15 protein-coding genes are annotated in these 15,202 nt (G+C 63.8%); 8 read left to right on the top strand and 7 right to left on the bottom strand.

The window, feature by feature from the left end:
- Positions 1 to 23: 23 nt before the first annotated feature.
- The 5 genes from AC1DXM_RS17025 to AC1DXM_RS17005 form a co-directional block, all read right to left on the bottom strand.
- Positions 24 to 1,109, bottom strand: a complete 1,086-nt coding sequence (locus AC1DXM_RS17025) for an ABC transporter ATP-binding protein (RefSeq protein ID WP_477234441.1) — start codon at positions 1,107 to 1,109, stop codon at positions 24 to 26.
- A 195-nt stretch (positions 1,110 to 1,304) separates the two neighbouring features.
- On the bottom strand, positions 1,305 to 1,895 hold the full coding sequence (locus AC1DXM_RS17020; protein ID WP_477234439.1) for a DUF922 domain-containing Zn-dependent protease: 591 nt from the start codon (positions 1,893 to 1,895) through the stop codon (positions 1,305 to 1,307).
- A gap of 70 nt (positions 1,896 to 1,965) precedes the next feature.
- A complete protein-coding gene (locus AC1DXM_RS17015) occupies positions 1,966 to 3,243 on the bottom strand; it encodes a D-tagatose-bisphosphate aldolase, class II, non-catalytic subunit (protein ID WP_477234437.1) in 1,278 nt (425 codons plus the stop codon).
- Positions 3,240 to 4,226 carry a tagatose kinase gene (locus tag AC1DXM_RS17010; protein WP_477234435.1) on the bottom strand — a complete coding sequence of 329 codons (987 nt, stop codon included), beginning with the start codon at positions 4,224 to 4,226 and terminating at the stop codon, positions 3,240 to 3,242. Before AC1DXM_RS17010 ends, AC1DXM_RS17015 begins: the two co-directional genes overlap by 4 nt.
- A 235-nt stretch (positions 4,227 to 4,461) precedes the next feature.
- Positions 4,462 to 4,719, bottom strand: a complete 258-nt coding sequence (locus tag AC1DXM_RS17005) for a DUF1127 domain-containing protein (protein WP_477234433.1) — start codon at positions 4,717 to 4,719, stop codon at positions 4,462 to 4,464.
- Between the two features lie 168 nt (positions 4,720 to 4,887).
- Between AC1DXM_RS17005 and AC1DXM_RS17000 the strand changes: the two genes are divergently transcribed.
- The 3 genes from AC1DXM_RS17000 (at position 4,888) to AC1DXM_RS16990 (ending at position 7,461) form a co-directional block, all read left to right on the top strand.
- Positions 4,888 to 6,309, top strand: coding sequence for a LuxR C-terminal-related transcriptional regulator (locus AC1DXM_RS17000; protein ID WP_477234431.1), 1,422 nt, complete (start codon positions 4,888 to 4,890; stop codon positions 6,307 to 6,309).
- Positions 6,310 to 6,440: 131 nt separating this feature from the next.
- Entirely contained in the window at positions 6,441 to 7,070 is a 630-nt protein-coding gene (locus tag AC1DXM_RS16995) for a glutathione S-transferase family protein (protein ID WP_477234429.1), read from the top strand.
- A 148-nt stretch (positions 7,071 to 7,218) separates the two neighbouring features.
- Complete coding sequence (locus tag AC1DXM_RS16990; RefSeq protein ID WP_477234427.1) at positions 7,219 to 7,461, top strand: hypothetical protein; 243 nt, start codon at positions 7,219 to 7,221, stop codon at positions 7,459 to 7,461.
- A gap of 10 nt (positions 7,462 to 7,471) precedes the next feature.
- Here the strand turns inward: AC1DXM_RS16990 and AC1DXM_RS16985 are convergent, their stop codons facing one another.
- Entirely contained in the window at positions 7,472 to 7,969 is a 498-nt protein-coding gene (locus AC1DXM_RS16985; protein WP_477234425.1) for an N-acetyltransferase family protein, read from the bottom strand.
- 65 nt (positions 7,970 to 8,034) lie between these two features.
- Positions 8,035 to 9,042 (bottom strand): aldo/keto reductase, encoded by a 1,008-nt coding sequence (locus tag AC1DXM_RS16980; RefSeq protein WP_477234423.1) that lies wholly within the window; start codon positions 9,040 to 9,042, stop codon positions 8,035 to 8,037.
- Positions 9,043 to 9,136: 94 nt separating this feature from the next.
- Here AC1DXM_RS16980 and AC1DXM_RS16975 point away from each other — a divergent pair, with 94 nt between their 5' ends.
- The 5 genes from AC1DXM_RS16975 (at position 9,137) to AC1DXM_RS16955 (ending at position 15,028) form a co-directional block, all read left to right on the top strand.
- Complete coding sequence (locus tag AC1DXM_RS16975; protein ID WP_477235012.1) at positions 9,137 to 9,451, top strand: helix-turn-helix transcriptional regulator; 315 nt, start codon at positions 9,137 to 9,139, stop codon at positions 9,449 to 9,451.
- Between the two features lie 383 nt (positions 9,452 to 9,834).
- Positions 9,835 to 10,059: a hypothetical protein gene (locus AC1DXM_RS16970; RefSeq protein WP_112566525.1), complete on the top strand. Its 225-nt coding sequence runs from the start codon at positions 9,835 to 9,837 to the stop codon at positions 10,057 to 10,059.
- 47 nt (positions 10,060 to 10,106) lie between these two features.
- Complete coding sequence (gene ligD, locus AC1DXM_RS16965; protein ID WP_477234421.1) at positions 10,107 to 12,587, top strand: DNA ligase D; 2,481 nt, start codon at positions 10,107 to 10,109, stop codon at positions 12,585 to 12,587.
- Positions 12,588 to 13,001: 414 nt separating this feature from the next.
- The gene (gene ku / locus AC1DXM_RS16960) at positions 13,002 to 13,904 is read left to right on the top strand and encodes a non-homologous end joining protein Ku (RefSeq protein WP_477234419.1); all 903 of its coding nucleotides are present in this window, start codon (positions 13,002 to 13,004) and stop codon (positions 13,902 to 13,904) included.
- The gene (locus AC1DXM_RS16955) at positions 13,901 to 15,028 is read left to right on the top strand and encodes a tetratricopeptide repeat protein (protein ID WP_477234417.1); all 1,128 of its coding nucleotides are present in this window, start codon (positions 13,901 to 13,903) and stop codon (positions 15,026 to 15,028) included. The genes ku and AC1DXM_RS16955 overlap by 4 nt, the downstream gene beginning before the upstream one ends.
- Positions 15,029 to 15,202: the final 174 nt, after the last annotated feature.

The raw sequence follows: 15,202 nt of genomic DNA, 5'->3' as shown, positions 1-15,202 counted from the left end.
TTTATTTCCTTGCAGCGCGGTCCTTACCATCCAGTACGTGTTTCAAAACGTGTTCCGGTTTTGCCGTCGAACAGATGAATCAAGCCGGGCGCAGCGGCGAGCCGTATGGTCTCGCCCGGCGTGAAGTCATGGCGTTCCCGGAAATTCGCGACGATCTCGTCACCGCCGGCGGTCCGGCCGATGAGTTGCACTTCCGACCCGGTCGGCTCGACCACCACGACGGTGACCGGAATGCCCTGATCGGATGACAGGCGCAGATGCTCGGGTCGTATTCCCAGCACCACCGGATGACCATTGGCGACGGCCGGCGCGGCGGTCAACGGCAGGGAAATTCCCCCGGCGCCGCGAAAGGACGGGGAGCCGTCGGTTGCGATTTCACCCTTGATCAGGTTCATGGCCGGCGAGCCGATGAAGCTGGCTACGAAGAGATTGTTGGGCCTGTCGTAGAGTTCCAGCGGCGGCCCGATCTGCTCGACGATGCCGTCGTGCATGACGACGATCTTGTCGGCCATGGTCATGGCCTCGATCTGGTCGTGAGTGACATAGACCGTCGTGGTCTTGAGACGCTGGTGCAATTCCTTGATCTCGGCGCGCATCTGCACCCTGAGCTTGGCGTCGAGATTGGACAGTGGTTCGTCGAACAGGAAAACCTGCGGATCGCGTACGATCGCCCGGCCCATGGCGACGCGCTGGCGCTGGCCGCCGGAAAGCTGACGTGGATAGCGCGTCAGCAATGGCAGCAGCCCCAGAATTTCGGCCGCGCGCTGAACGCCGGCATCGCTCTCTGCTTTCGAAACACCCTTGAGCATGAGCGAGAACGCCATGTTCTCGGCCACGGTCATATGCGGGTAGAGCGCATAGTTCTGGAAGACCATGGCGACGTCGCGCTCTTTTGGCGCAACGTTGTTGACGACACGCTCGCCAATGGCGATCTGGCCGCGCGAAATCTTTTCCAGGCCGGCGATCATCCTGAGAAGGGTCGATTTCCCGCAACCCGACGGCCCCACCAGTGTGACGAACTCGCCGTCATTAATGTTCACACTGACGCCATGCAGAACCTCGACGGTCCCGAACGATTTGTAAACGTCGCCGATCGCGACAGACGCCATCGATTTCCTCCCGAACAGCTTCTTGCGACGCCCCGAAGGAAACCGCTCCTCTCCCGCCTCGCGACCGTCTCCCATTCCCCCAATAGGTCGCGCTGCAAGCAGACGGTAGCGCTACCAAGCCTGCCTGTAAAGCGGCCACGCGGCCGGTGCTCTTATCGTTCGAAGGCTCGGCGCAACGACTGGCAGTTCGGCTAACTACCCTCCATTCACAAAAGCCAGCACCAGCTTCTGCAAATTGCCACCAGGACCGAATTCGACCTTGTCGAAGTCGCGGCTGGCCTGCCGCTGCGCCAGTGAGATCTGGGCAAGCCGCCGGGTCAACTCGGTCCTGATCTTTGTGCAGCCGGGGTCGTCGGCGACGGTCATGCCGACGCTTATCGCCTCGATCTTGCGCACCATCTCGACGATGGCTGCGCCATGCACCTTTTCATGGGCGGCGAGCCCGGCGGCGAAAATCTCCCAGCTCTTCTGCACGGCGGGAGACAGCGGCGCGGCCGGCTTTGGCAAAGTGTAGGTTATGATGAGTTTCGGCCGCGCCGATTTGAGCACGCAGGCGCCGCCTTGCGGCTTGTAGTCCCTGGTCCAGGTCAGCTTGAAATTGGTGTGCGCAATGACGCGGCCCTTGCCCAGCAAAGGGCCCGCTTCGCCGATCGACGCGTAGAGTTCGGGCCCGGTCTGGCCTGATATGGCGTAGCTCTCGATCTTCTCGACCGGCTTCCAGTCGGCGCAGGCGGGCGAGGCGAGCAGCGAAGCCGCCAGCAGGACGAACATAACGACTGGTTTCATGCTGATGTCAAAGGGCTGCCAAGGTTTATGCCCTTCGCTCTAGCATCGCGCGCGCCGGCTGACAAAGCAGCTAATCGCTGCCGCCTCGGCAGGCGGCGTCGTAGTCCGCCAGAACCTGGCCGACCGCCGCATGAAAAATCGCTTCGGGATTGCCAGCGGGTCCGAGCCCGGACGGCAGCGTCGGCAGGAACTGCCGCATCAGCGTTTCGGGGATGGCGACGCCGTCAAGTGCTTTGCACAGCCGGTCGACAGCGGCGACGGCGGCGGGGTTGCTCCAATAGTAGCGGATGCGGTCGCTGTAGCTGTAGTGCCGCTGCAGATGGAGGTCCGCTTCGCTGCCATGATAGTGGCCGTGCCAATGGCCGGGTGCTGCCAGCATCACGTGCTCCATGGTGCGGGCGAGTGGCCTGTCGCCATAGTCCGCGACCATTTCGGAGGCGATCAGGTCGAGCCCGTAAAACGCCTCGCGCAAGGCGAATGTCAGGCCCGGGCCGACCTTGAGGATCGGAAAGCCGTTTGCGACAAGTGCCGTCAGCGCCGTGCGGCTCTGATAGTCGGTGGAATGCGCCTCGTAGACCAGCGACGGCTGCTCATCGAGCAATCCGGTCAGGCCTTTCGATTTTTCCGGCACATAGGCGACGACATTCTGGCTGCCGAACTCCACGCCTGGCTGTACCACCACAGCGATAACACGGCCAAAGGCTTCCGTGAGGCCTTCGCGGGCAAAGATGTCGCGATGAATCTCGATCGTGCGCCGCGCCGCCGCCGCATCGGTCGGCTTCAGCTCGCTGATCGTGTGGTCGACACCGCCGGGGGCGGGGACTTCAGTCCCGATGATGTAGTCCGGCAAGGTGCGGCCGGTGGCACGCGCCGCCGTCTCGGCCGCCTTGGCCAGCCGCGCCGCCCTGATAGCGATGGTTTCGTCGTCGAGTGCAGTCGGCTCGCCGGCGCATCCCATCGAGGCGTCGAGATGGATCTTGCTGAAGCCGGCTTTGACATAGGCACTGACCATGGTTTCGGCCTTGTCCATCGCCTGTGCTGCCGGCTCGGCGCGCCACGGGTTCGGTCCCAGATGATCGCCACCGAAGAGGATGCGCGAGGCGTCCAGTCCCTCCTCGCCGGCAATCTTCAGCACGAAGGCCACGAACATCTCCGGCGTCATCCCGGTGTAGCCCCCGAACTGGTTGACCTGATTGCAGGTCGCCTCGATCAGCAGGGTGGCTTCCTTGTCCGCGACGGCGCGCCGTATCGCCGTCTGGATCACGACAGGATGGGCCGAGCAGATCGAGGTGATGCCGTAGGGCGATCCGTTTCTGCGCGCGGCGGCGAGACCTGCAAGCGGGCTCATGTCCGCCTCGCAGTGCCTGCGATGAATTGGTCAAGCACGTCGAAGCCCGCAACGCCTTCCATCGGGCCTTGCCGCGTGACGTTGCGGGCGCCGGCGGCGTTGGCATAGAGCAGTGCTTTGCCCGGCTCCATCCCCTGGCGTCGGCAGGTCAGGTACGTGGCGCCAAAGCAATCGCCGGCGCCGGTCGGGTCGACTTCTTCGACGTGGAAACCCGCGCAGTCGATCCGGGTACCATCGGCGCCGAACCAGGACGAGCCGTCGGCGCCGCGCTTCAGCACGATCTCGCCGACGCCTCTGGCAAACAGCGCCGTCACCGCCTGTTGCTCGTCATCGACGCCGGCCGCGGCCAGCAATTCGCCGCCGGACGGCAGCAGCAGGTCGGCATCATCGGCCAGTGCTGAAAACAGCGCGCCGTCGGCACCGTCAATCAACTCCTTGCGCATGTTCGGGTCGAAGGAGGTCGAACCGCCGCGGGCGCGCACTGCCTGCGCGGCGTAAGTGACGATTTCCCTCAGCCCGGCCACCGACAACGTCGACCCCATAATGTGCAGATGGCCGGCTCTATCCGCCAGCAGACGTGCAGCGGGGGTGAGGCGGATTTGGCCGGCGGCGGATTCGGCGATGTTGTAGACAAAGTCGCGGCTGCCATCGGGCCGGTAGCGCACGAACGCGCTTCCGGTGGGGTAGCGGTCGCTGACATCAACAGCCGAAACATCGACGCCGTCGCGCTTCAGCCTCTCCAGATTGAGCGTGCCGAAATCGTCACGCCCGATGCAGCCGATAATGCCGGCGCCGCCGCCCAGTTGTGCGACCTGATCGATGAAGATTGCTGGCGCGCCGCTAGGGAATGGCCCTGTCAGTGTCTGCGGCTTGAGGAAGCCAAAACCCCGTTCGGTCGCCATGATCTCGACCAGGATTTCGCCGGCCACAATCGTCGGCCCCACGGCCTCGGCGGCGATCTCGCTGCGGCGCGAAAGGCTCATGCTTCCTCCTCATTCCACCCGACTGCCCGTGGGCATGGTCGCCCAAGCCTGTTGCCGGGGTAAATCGCAGCGATGGCGAAGTCAACGAAACTTTACGCGCGTATATTTTATTCTTTCAGCGCGCTGATATCGCAGGATTCGGGTGGCTGCTGTTAGGCCACATGCAAAGCAGGCGGCGACCGCAGCGAAAGGAAAGACCATGCGCACGCTTCATGGGGCAAGTCTGCTCCAGATGTCATCGCCGCCAGAACGGCTTGGCAAGCTCGATCTCGACCTGCTCCATGGTCAGGCCGATGTCGTCGATCAATTCGGGCGTGTCCCTCGCCATCAGCGCCAGCTCCTCGCGAAACAGGGCACGCTCGGACCATGTGGTAATCAGGCCGATCAGGCCCAGCCGGCGCTCAGAGCGGCTGGTCGCGCTGGCCGGCGGTTGGCGAAGGTCGAACTGCACGGCATCGTAAAGCTCGGATACGGTGGTCAGCATGGTTTTCATCGCTTTGCTCCTCGGCATGAATGGCCCTGTTCGGAGGGCATGCGAGAAGCTTCGGCCACAGACGGCGATCTCACCATCGGTCAGATGCGGTGTTTGGGGTCCTGCATTTGTAGTATTTTGCTGCAGCTGCAGTTGAAATCGTGCCGATCCGATGACAGGAAAATTGCCATGAACCGCATTGCGACGTCTTCACCGGCTGGCGCGCTATCGGACCGCGAGCGTGCGGTGGCGGAAAAATTTGCCTCGGGCCTGACCTATCGCGAGATCGGCGAGGCGCTGTTCATCGCCCCTTCGACGGTCCGCACCCATCTCGCCGCGATCTATGACAAGCTCGGCGTCAACAACAAGATCGCGCTTGCGTCGCACATCAATGGCGCCGCCGTGCTTGCGCCTTCGCCGGCCGAGGCTCTGCCGGTGCTCGCCATGTTTCCGATCGAATGCCTGAACGCCGAGGAGCGCTGGCGTCGCTTTGCCGATGGCCTGTCATCGGACATCGCCATCGACCTGGCGCGCTACGCCGATCTGCCGGTCATCGCTTTCCACACCATGAAAGCGTTGGGCAGCACCCCCGCCGATTTCATTGCCGACGGCAAGGCGCTCGGCGCTACCTATGTCGTCTCCGGTCAACTGCGCGCGGACGACCGGCGTGTCCGGCTGACGATCGAACTGGCTGACGCTCAGAACGGCGTCAGCCTGTGGAGCGATCGCTTCGATCGCCCGCTGGAGGATGTGTTCGCCTTGCAGGATAGCCTGACCGAAAGCGTCATCAACGTGCTGGCTGGATGTGGTGGAGCGATTGCTACCGTCGGCCGCAACGCCATTCGCCGCAAGCCGCCCGCCAGCCTGCGCGCCTATGACCTCTATCTGCTTGGTGTCGAGCAGCACAACACCTTCAGCCGCGAAGGCAATGCGGCGGCGATCCGGCTGCTGTCACGTGCGCTCGAGCTCGATCCCGGCCTGGTCAGGGGCTGGATTGAGCTCGCTTACGCCTATTCGATCCAGTCCTGCCACGGCTTCGGCGGCGATCTGAAAGGGGCGATCGAAAGGTGGCGGGGGGCGGTCGAAAATGCGCTCCGACTCGACCCTATGGACTGCAGCGCTCAAACCTGCCTGGGCGACCTCATGGGATGCCTTGGCGATCTCGATGCGGCGGAGCGCGCCTACCAGCGCGCTTTCGAATACGGTGCCAACCATGCCGACACGCTGGCGCTGCTGGCCGGCAGCAGGGCCCTGGTCACTGGCGATCCGGCCGAGGCGATCCCGCTGATGGAACGCGCCATGCGCCTCAACCCGCTGGCGCCGTCCTGGTATTTCGGCATGCAGGGCCGCATCCTGTTCGCCGCCGGCAGGCATCGCGAGGCCATCGCATCGCTGCGCAGGGGCGCGCCGGATTCCCCCAACATACTGATGTTCCTGACGCTGGCGCACACGGCGGTCGGGGATGGCTCGGAGGCAGCCGTGTTTGCCGCTCGGCTCCACGCAGAATTCCCCGAGTTTTCGGTCGACCGCTTCATCGCCGGCTATCCCGTGACCAACCCTGATGCCGCGCAGGCCATCCGTCACGCCGCAAAGCTGGCGAAGCTCGGCTGAGACCGGGTCAGAGGGGCGCTGTCCCGCCGGCTTCGAAGCGCGTGGCTTGACCCGCGACCCCGTCGCGGGAAACGGGTGGCCACTACGCGGCCGGCGTGCAAACTTATGCTGGTCGCACGAAAGGGACAGCCATGCTCACGCTTCATGATTACCTGCCATCGCAAAACGGCTGGAAGGCGAGGGTCGTGCTCGGGCTGCTCGACATTCCCTACAAGAGCCGCCTGGTGTCGATCTTCGAGGGCGAGAGCCATACTGACGCCTTTCTGAAACTCAACCCGGCCGGCGCCGTCCCCGTGCTCGAGCTAGAGGATGGCCGCGCGATTGCTGAATCGAATGCGATCCTCATTTACCTCGCCGAAGGCACGTCGCTTCTGCCGGCCGACCGCTATGTCAATGCCAAGATCATGCAATGGCTGTTCTTCGAACAGTACCATGTCGAGCCGGTCATCGGCTCGCTACGTTTCTGGACGCTGACCGGAAGGCTGGAGCGCAACCAGGCTATGGTCACGGCCAAGCGCGAGGCCGGCGCCCGCACGCTCGCCGCGCTGGAGCGCAGCCTGACCGGCACGCCGTTCCTTGTCGGCGACACGCTCACCATCGCCGACATCGCCGTCTATGCTTACGGCCATTTGGCCGAAGATTGCGGCTATGCGTTGGCGGATTTTCCGGTGGTCCTCGCCTGGATGGGTCGGGTGGCGGATGCCATCGGTCCCGGCTATCCCGTGCATGTCTACGGCATCGATCCGCATTCGGGTGCCTGACGGCAAAAGCCGCGCGTTCACCTTGTCTGGTCGAAAACAAGACCCAGATTCTGCTTTGTCGGCGGTTTTCGAGCTCGCAATCCGCCGGCTGGATGCCGGATCCCGGCGTCATCTCGACGACAGGCCGGCACCTTGCATGGAGGTGACCATGACACGCGACGACATCATTTCGGTGTTGGGGCCGGTAGACGAGGCGGTCATTGCCGACATCGCGTTGACCGACGCCAGCCTTGAAGAACTGCGCGAAGCGTTCGCCTGGCTCAGTGCCGACGAGGCACTGGTCAACGAGGGCCGCCCCTTGCCGGGAACGAAGGTGGCGCGGCTGATCGAAATTCTCGATATGCCGGACGACGAGGACGGGCCGGTGGTGCCGGCGATGGGGTTTCAGTAGGGCCTCATTTCTACGCCCTCGACAGCAGCCTGCGCATGATCACTGAGGCATGGCCGCCTACGCCGTGCGCGGCCGGCCGGTGCTCGACCGCTTCGAAGCCGTGCTTGCGGTAGAAGGCGATCGCCCGGTCGTTGCCTTCGATCACTTCCAGCGCAATGCTGGGAATCCCAGCATGGGCGGCGAGCACCGCGTGCAGCAGGTCGGTGGCGAGCCCGCTGCCGAATTCGGTCTTGTCGATATGCAGCCGGTCGAGCATGACGTCGCCGCGATCGTCCATCGCCGCCATCGCATAGCCGGCGATCGACCCGTCCGGCCGTTCGGCGACGAAGGACATCTTGTTGTCATCCAGCAATTCAGCGGCCAGCCTCGCGGGCGCATGCTTGTCGTCCGAGAGCCGCGCGGTGGTCTCGGGCCCCATGATCGGTGAATAGGTGCGGCGCCAGGATTCGCCCAACAACCGTGATACCGACGGTACGTCTCTTGCGGTGATGGTTCTTATCTGGGTCATTGCGATGATCATGCCAAGATCGCGCCGGCAATCAAGAGCCGCGCAGGGGTGCGAAAGAAGGCGCCCTAGCGGTCGATCGTCGTCATCACCCGCTCATTGTAGCGCGGGCCCGAGACCTTGCCGGGTGCCAGCGCCGCGTCGAGAGCGGCCATCTCGGCCGCGTCGAGCGTGATCGCCGCCGCGGCGACATTTTCTTCGAGATACTTCCTCCGCTTGGTGCCTGGGATTGGAACGATGTCGATGCCGAAACCGTCGCCCTTGGCGAGCACCCAGGCCAGCGCGATCTGCGCAGGCTTTACCCGCTTGGCGCTGGCCACCTCCTGCACAGCGGCGGCGGCTGCGACATTGGCGTCGAAATTGGCGCCCTGGTAGCGCGGGTCGCCGCGCCGGAAATCGCCTTCGGGATACTCCTCGGCGCGCTTGACGTCGCCGGCGAGGAAGCCGCGGCCGAGCGGCGCGAATGGCACCAGGCCGATGCCAAGCTTCTTAAGCAGCGGGATGATTTCCGGCTCCAGGTTGCGCTCCCACAGCGAATATTCGCTCTGCAGCGCCGACACCGGATGCACGGCATGCGCGCGGGCGATGTTGGCCGCACCTGCCTCCGACAGGCCGAAGAACCGCACCTTGCCCTCGGCGACCAGCCGGCCGATCGTGCCGGCGACGTCTTCCATCGGCACCGCAGGATCGACGCGGTGCTGGTAGTAGAGGTCGACATGGTCGGTGCCGAGCCGCTTAAGCGAGCCTTCCAGCGCCTCGCGGATATGCTCAGGTCGGCTGTCGCGCTCGGTGCCGACCTGTCTGCCGTTTTCGATGCGGAAGCCGAATTTGGTGGCCAGTGTCACCTCATTGCGCCGGCCCTTCAGCGCTCGCCCGAGCAATTCTTCATTGGCATAGGAGCCGTAGACTTCCGCCGTGTCGAGGAAGGTACAGCCGAGTTCGATGGCGCGGTGCAAGGTGGCGATCGATTCCGCCTCGTCGGCCGGCCCGTAGGACTGGCTCATGCCCATGCAGCCGAGGCCAATCACGGAGACCTGCAGCCCTTGGCTGCCGAGTTTGCGTGTTCTCAATGTCATTGTCTGTGATCTCCGGGAGGGTAGATGGAGTTATAGGAGCCGCTCGCCCAACTTCCAGAGACGCTCGGCGAATTCCGCATCGATCGCATAGGGCATTCACGCCAGGGAGCCCGGCCGCGCCTGGCAGCTTAGCGAACTGGCTGCCGCCGCCGCCATGTCGCGCACCAGCTTCGCGCTGCATTTCAAGGCGGTGGCTGGTGTGGCGCCGCTCGCCTATCTCACGCAATGGCGCATGCGGCTCGCCGAACGGGCGCTGCGCGAGGACGACATTGCCGTCTCCGGCATCGCCCGGCGGCTCGGCTATTCCTCCGACAGCGCCTTCTGCAACGCCTTCAAGCACATCACTGGCAGCGCACCGAAGATCTATCGCGGTAGGGTGAGAGCGCGGCGCGAGTTGGCGGCCGAATAAAGGTAGTGTCTCAGGTTGAAATCAGGGCAAACGCCCTAATTCCTTGGTCGAGTTGCGCAAAAGCCCTATATGCGTGGCGGAAAGCATAGGAGACGACATGATCGCCAATCGCACAACCGCCGAAGATATGGCTCGAACTGTAGGTGTTGACCCGGACGCATTCCGCGCAGCGTTGCGGAGCGTGAAGCACCCTCGGAAACGCAACACAGATTGGGAAGTGAAGATTGGCGGCCCATCGTATTCGGGAATGCGCACCGTTCTGGCCAGTCTGATACAGCGGAAGGCTGCCTGACGCCGACAAGCAGTCAAAATTGACAGAGCACCTGATCTCCGGCATCCTTAGGTAGCCGTTATATCCTGCGGCTGTTGTGGGTGAGCGTCGCATGGTCAGTCCTACTTCCAGCCAGAATTCCAAGCGCGCCGCGGTGCGCAAGGCGCTCGATCGCCACAAGGTGTACGTCACCGCACAAAGCTTTTCCGGCGGCGTCTACTCGGCCCGCGTGCTGGTCGATGGTGAGGCCTACTGGGTCGACGAGTTCCGGCTGAGCCAGCTTCAGGGCGGTCTTTCCCCGGCCGAGCTCGACCTGACTCCGGCCACCGACGATTGAGCTGCCATTTGATTGAGCAGCCGCCGCATCCCGCCTAGCATGCGGACATGACCGCCAAGCTCAAAGCCTATCGCGCCAAGCGCGAATTTTCGAAGACGCCGGAACCGGCGGGCGGGCTGGTTTCAGGCGACGGCAACCGCTTCGTCGTCCACAAGCATCACGCCACCGCCGACCATTACGATTTGCGCCTGCAGGTTGGCGGCGTGCTGAAAAGCTGGGCGGTGCCGCGCGGGCCTTCGCTCAACCCGGCCGACAAAAGGCTCGCCATCGAGACCGAGGACCATCCGCTCGAATATATCGACTTCGAAGGCGTCATTCCCGAAGGCGAATATGGCGGCGGGCCGATGATCGTCTGGGACACCGGCACCTGGGCGCCGATGGACGATGTCTACAAGAGTTTGAGGACCGGCGCCTTCAAGTTCCGGTTGGCGGGCGAAAAGCTCAATGGTGGCTGGATGCTGACCCGGCTGAAGCCCAAGCCCGGCGAGGACGAGAACAAGAAGAACTGGTTGCTGTTCAAGGAGCGCGATCTCGCATCCGATACCAGCCTCGACATCCTGGAAGCGCGGCCGGAAAGCGTGAAATCCGGCAAGCGCATCGAGGAACTGGTGGCGCCGCCGAAAAAGCCGGCCCGCCTGCCGCCGAAACCCGGCGCGCTGAAACCTGGTGCATTGCCCGGCGCGGTGAAAGGCGATCCGCCGTCGCGCATCGAGCCGCAACTCGCAACCCAGGTGCCGAAGCCACCGGGCGGTCCGTTGGAGGACACGGGCGAGCTCTGGCTGCACGAAATAAAATTCGACGGCTATCGCACCATGGCGCATATCGTCGATGGCGAGGTGCGCCTGATCACCCGCGGCGGCATCGACTGGACGAAGCGCTATGGCGACCTGCCGCAGGCCTTTTCGCGCCTGCCTCTCAGCCAGGCGATCATCGACGGCGAGATCATGGTGCTCGACGAGAAAGGCATTTCGCGTTTCGCCCTGCTGCAGGATGCGCTGTCGGCGGGTGCGGGCTCCAAATTGCATTTCTATGCCTTCGACCTGCTGCATCTCGACGGCTGGGACCTGCGCAAGACTCCGCTGATAAAGCGCAAGACCTTACTCGCCGAACTGCTCGCCGGTCTCGGCGCCAACTCCGCCATCCAGTTGAGCGATCATGTCGAGGGTGACGGGCAGGGGCTTTACGACCAGGCGACCGAACACGGGCTGGAAGGTATCGTCTCCAAGCGCGCCAACGCGACCTACCAGAGCGGCCGCACCAAGAGCTGGACCAAGGTCAAGGCGCTGCTGAAGGATGACTTCGTCATCGCCGGCTACACCGTCTCCGACGCCGCTGAAGGGTTGGCCGCGCTCGGCATGGCCGAATTCGAGGATGGCGAACTGCACTATCGCGGCAAGGTCGGCACCGGCTTCGACGCCGCGACGGCAGCGGAATTGCTGGCGAGGCTGGAGCCGCTGCGCGATGGCGCGACGCCACCCGAGGGCGTGCCGCGCGAAATCATGCGCGAGATGAAATGGGTGCGGCCGCTGCTGTCGGCCCGCATCCACTATGCCAACCGCACGGCGGACAATTCGCTGCGCCACGGCGTGTTTCGCGGTCTGCGCGATGTCGGGCTGTCGACACCGGTGTCGCCGAAGCGCAAGCGGCTGATCGCCGAGGCCGATCTGGCCACCATCTGGGTGACCAATCCCGAGCGGCGGCTGTTCGGCAAGACAGGGCCGACCAAGCTCGACATCGCTGTCTATTACGCGCTGGTCGGCGATTTCATGCTGCCGCACATTATGGGTCGCCCGGTGTCGCTGGTGCGCTGCCCGACCGGCCTGCCGAAGGACTGCTTCTTCCAGCGCCATGCCTTCACCGGAATGCCGCCCTCGGTGGTGACGTTCGATACTGTCAATTCCGAAGGCGAGACCAAATCCTTCCTGTCGGTCGAGGGCGCCAAGGGCTATCTGGCGCTGGCGCAGTTCGGCGTCGTCGAGTTCCACACCTGGGGCACGCACCGCACCAGCCTCGACAAGCCCGATTTGATCGTCTTCGACCTCGATCCCGGCGAAGGCATCGCCTGGCGCGAAGTGGTCGAGGCTGCCGTCCACATCAAGGGCGAGCTGGAGCGGATCGGCCTTGTGCCGTTCGCCAAGACATCCGGCGGCAGTGGCATCCACATCACGGTCCCGGTGACGCAAAAGCAGAACTGGAAGAAGCTGCATCAGGCGACCAGCGCCATCTCCACCCATCTGGCGGCCAGCGCGCCCGACACTTTCACCACCACAATGGGCAAGGAGAACCGCAAGCGGCGTATCTTCATCGACTATCACCGCAACGCGCGCGGCCACACCTCCGCCGCTCCTTATTCGCTGCGCGCCCGTACCAACCTGCCGGCCTCGACGCCGGTGAGCTGGAGCGACCTGGAGACGATCGATGCGCCGCAGGATCTGAACTATTCCTCGCTGCCGGGGCTGTTGGCGACGTCGGGCGACCCCTGGGCGGACATGGAGGATTTCGCAAGGGATTTGCCGGTGTTTAAGTAAGCTTAGGTTCCTCGCCCCCGTGAAACGGGGGAGAGGTGTCCGCGAAGCGGACGGAGAGGGGGCCAGCGCTGTCGTAGCGGATTGGCCACTCAAGAACATCAGTCCGAGCATTCCCCCTCTCCGTCTCGGCTTCGCCGAGCCACCTCCCCCCCGCCAAAGCGGGGGCGAGGAACCCAAGTCCATCGACGCTTCGGACAATTTGAATTATTCTCGACCTTGGACCTCCAAGGCGACTGGAAGATTTCGCTAGGGATTTGCCTGTATCGTGTGGGGTCGGTGTAGGATTTCCTCGGCGCCAATCGTCCTACGGACGAAAAGCGCTGCACAGAGCATGATCCGGAAAAGTGGGAACCGGTTTTCGGACAAGGTCATGCTCAAGCAAAATGTCAGTGCATGGCCGCGTAGGAGTAAATCATGGCGCCCAGGGCAAGTTGGAAAGGTTACCTCAAGCTCAGCCTCGTCAGCTGTCCGGTCCGGCTCTATCCGGCAACGACGACCAGCGAGCGCATCACGTTCAATCAGCTGCACAAAAAGACACACAACCGCATCAACATGAAGCCGGTCGACCCTGAACTCGGCTTGGTCGAGCGTTCGGATCTGGTCAAGGGCTACGAGTACGAGGACAAGCAGTACATCATCATCGATGATGCCGACCTCGAAGCAGTGCGTATCGAATCCAACCACACGATGAACATCGAGGCCTTCGTCGATGAAGACGAGGTCGACGTCATCTACCAGGACGCGCCCTATTATATGGCGCCGGATGGCGCCATGGCGGAAGAGACCTTCGCCGTGCTGCGCGAAGCCATGCGCAAATCCGGCAAGCTGGCGATCGCCCGCCTGGTCCTGTCCAGCCGCGAGCGCGTGGTGACGATCGGTCCGCGCGAGAACGGCATGTTCGTCTGCACCTTGAGGAACCCGAACGAAGTGCGTGGCACGGCTGAATATTTCGGCAACATCCCGGCCGGCAAGCCCGACCCCGAAATGCTGCAATTGGCCGAAGCGCTGATCAAGCAGAAGGAAACCACCTTCGACCCGAAGAACTACGAGGACCGCTACGAGATCGCCCTGATGACGATGATCCGCGAGAAGCTCAAAGGCCACAAGCCGATCATTGCGGCGGCCCCTGAGCGCGGCAATGTCATCAACCTGATGGATGCGCTGAAGGCGAGCCTGTCGCAGTCGGCCAAGCCGCCGGCCAAGTCGAAGAGCAAGGCCGACGAGGCTGAAAAGCCAGGCGCCAAGGCAAAGGCCGGTGCCAAGGAAAACCCGTTGAAGGCCAATCTGCTCAAGGCCGTCGGCAAGAGCAAGGGGTGACGGCGCCGACCGGTATAATCCCGGGCGCCGTCTTCGGCACCATCGGCGCGCTGGCGGCGTTTCCGCTGCGGCTCGCCGCGCGCGAGGTCGAGCGCCGGCACGGCCAGTTGCGGCGCGGCGTCACCAGGCGCACCAGCCATGTCGTGTTCGGGCGCACGCAGCTCGCCAAGGCGGGTATGGCAAAGGGTGGCGATGTCGAGATAGAGCGCCGTGTCGCAGCCGAGCGCGCCGCCGGCCGCACACTCCTCAGCGAAAACGGCTTTCTGCGGCTGCTCGGCTTGATGAAGGCGCCGGAGGCGTCTTCGCTGTCCAGGCAATCGCTCATCGACCAGTCGAAACTGTCGGGCGCCGATCTCGACCTGCTCAGCCTGTTCGACGCTTTCGAGCATGATTCAGAACCGTACTCCTTCCGCGACCTGATCCTGGCCCGCAAATATGCCGGGTTGGTCGCCGGCGGCGCATCATGGGGCGCCATCGCGCGCTCGGTGCATCGTTCCGGCCCGGTCGCCTCGCTCACCGCCAAATCGCTCAATGTCGGCTCGCAGCATGGCCGGCCCGATGCGATCTATCTCGAAGGCGGCCAGAGCGAGCTTGACGGCCAGCTGCTGTTCGATCTCGGCAGCGCGAGTGCAGCCGGCGACGACACGTTGGAGGACTTGTTCGCCGAGGCTGAAAGCTCGGAAGAACAGGGTGACCACGAGCAGGCGGCAGCCCTTTACCAGCGCTGCCTCAGCATCGATCCGAGCGACGCCATCGCCGCCTTCAACCGCGCCAACTGCCTGCGCGGCGCCGGCCGTGTCAACGAGGCGGCACATGACTATGCAAGGGCGATTAAACTCGATCCGGCCTTCGTCGAGGCGTGGTTCAACCTCGCCGGCCTGATGAGCGACGAGGGCAAGGTAGCGTCGGCGCGCCGGCATTTGCAGAAGGCGATCGCGCTCGACAAGACTTACGCTGATCCGGTGTTCAATCTGGCGCGGCTTGAATTCGACGCCGGCAATCTGGCAGAGGCACGGCGGAACTGGGCGCGCTACCTCGAACTCGATGCTGACTCCGAATGGGCGCGCACGGCGCAAAAGGGGATACAGTTCGTGGATCTGCAGACGGCGCGGACGGCGGGGTGAGTTCTTGCCTTCTCCCCTTGTGGGAGAAGGTGGATCGGCGCGCTAGCGCCGAGACGGATGAGGGGTGTCGGACGGAATGAGACGCTGGCCTTCTCTGGAGCACCCCTCATCCGACCGAGCTGCGCTCGGCCACCTTCTCCCACAAGGGGAGAAGGGGTCACCAACGCTGGAGCT

This window comes from Mesorhizobium sp. P3_A2 (assembly GCF_056403115.1).
This window is presented reverse-complemented; position numbering and strand designations above follow the sequence as displayed.

What these genes read in the sequence shown, in the direction of transcription:
- AC1DXM_RS17025 (WP_477234441.1), bottom strand. Translation starts at nt 1,109, where the DNA reads ATGGCGTCTGTCGCGATCGGCGACGTTTACAAATCGTTCGGGACCGTC.
- AC1DXM_RS17020 (WP_477234439.1), bottom strand. Translation starts at nt 1,895, where the DNA reads ATGAAACCAGTCGTTATGTTCGTCCTGCTGGCGGCTTCGCTGCTCGCC.
- AC1DXM_RS17015 (WP_477234437.1), bottom strand. Translation starts at nt 3,243, where the DNA reads ATGAGCCCGCTTGCAGGTCTCGCCGCCGCGCGCAGAAACGGATCGCCC.
- AC1DXM_RS17010 (WP_477234435.1), bottom strand. Translation starts at nt 4,226, where the DNA reads ATGAGCCTTTCGCGCCGCAGCGAGATCGCCGCCGAGGCCGTGGGGCCG.
- AC1DXM_RS17005 (WP_477234433.1), bottom strand. Translation starts at nt 4,719, where the DNA reads ATGAAAACCATGCTGACCACCGTATCCGAGCTTTACGATGCCGTGCAG.
- AC1DXM_RS17000 (WP_477234431.1), top strand. Translation starts at nt 4,888, where the DNA reads ATGAACCGCATTGCGACGTCTTCACCGGCTGGCGCGCTATCGGACCGC.
- AC1DXM_RS16995 (WP_477234429.1), top strand. Translation starts at nt 6,441, where the DNA reads ATGCTCACGCTTCATGATTACCTGCCATCGCAAAACGGCTGGAAGGCG.
- AC1DXM_RS16990 (WP_477234427.1), top strand. Translation starts at nt 7,219, where the DNA reads ATGACACGCGACGACATCATTTCGGTGTTGGGGCCGGTAGACGAGGCG.
- AC1DXM_RS16985 (WP_477234425.1), bottom strand. Translation starts at nt 7,969, where the DNA reads ATGACCCAGATAAGAACCATCACCGCAAGAGACGTACCGTCGGTATCA.
- AC1DXM_RS16980 (WP_477234423.1), bottom strand. Translation starts at nt 9,042, where the DNA reads ATGACATTGAGAACACGCAAACTCGGCAGCCAAGGGCTGCAGGTCTCC.
- AC1DXM_RS16970 (WP_112566525.1), top strand. Translation starts at nt 9,835, where the DNA reads ATGGTCAGTCCTACTTCCAGCCAGAATTCCAAGCGCGCCGCGGTGCGC.
- ligD (WP_477234421.1), top strand. Translation starts at nt 10,107, where the DNA reads ATGACCGCCAAGCTCAAAGCCTATCGCGCCAAGCGCGAATTTTCGAAG.
- ku (WP_477234419.1), top strand. Translation starts at nt 13,002, where the DNA reads ATGGCGCCCAGGGCAAGTTGGAAAGGTTACCTCAAGCTCAGCCTCGTC.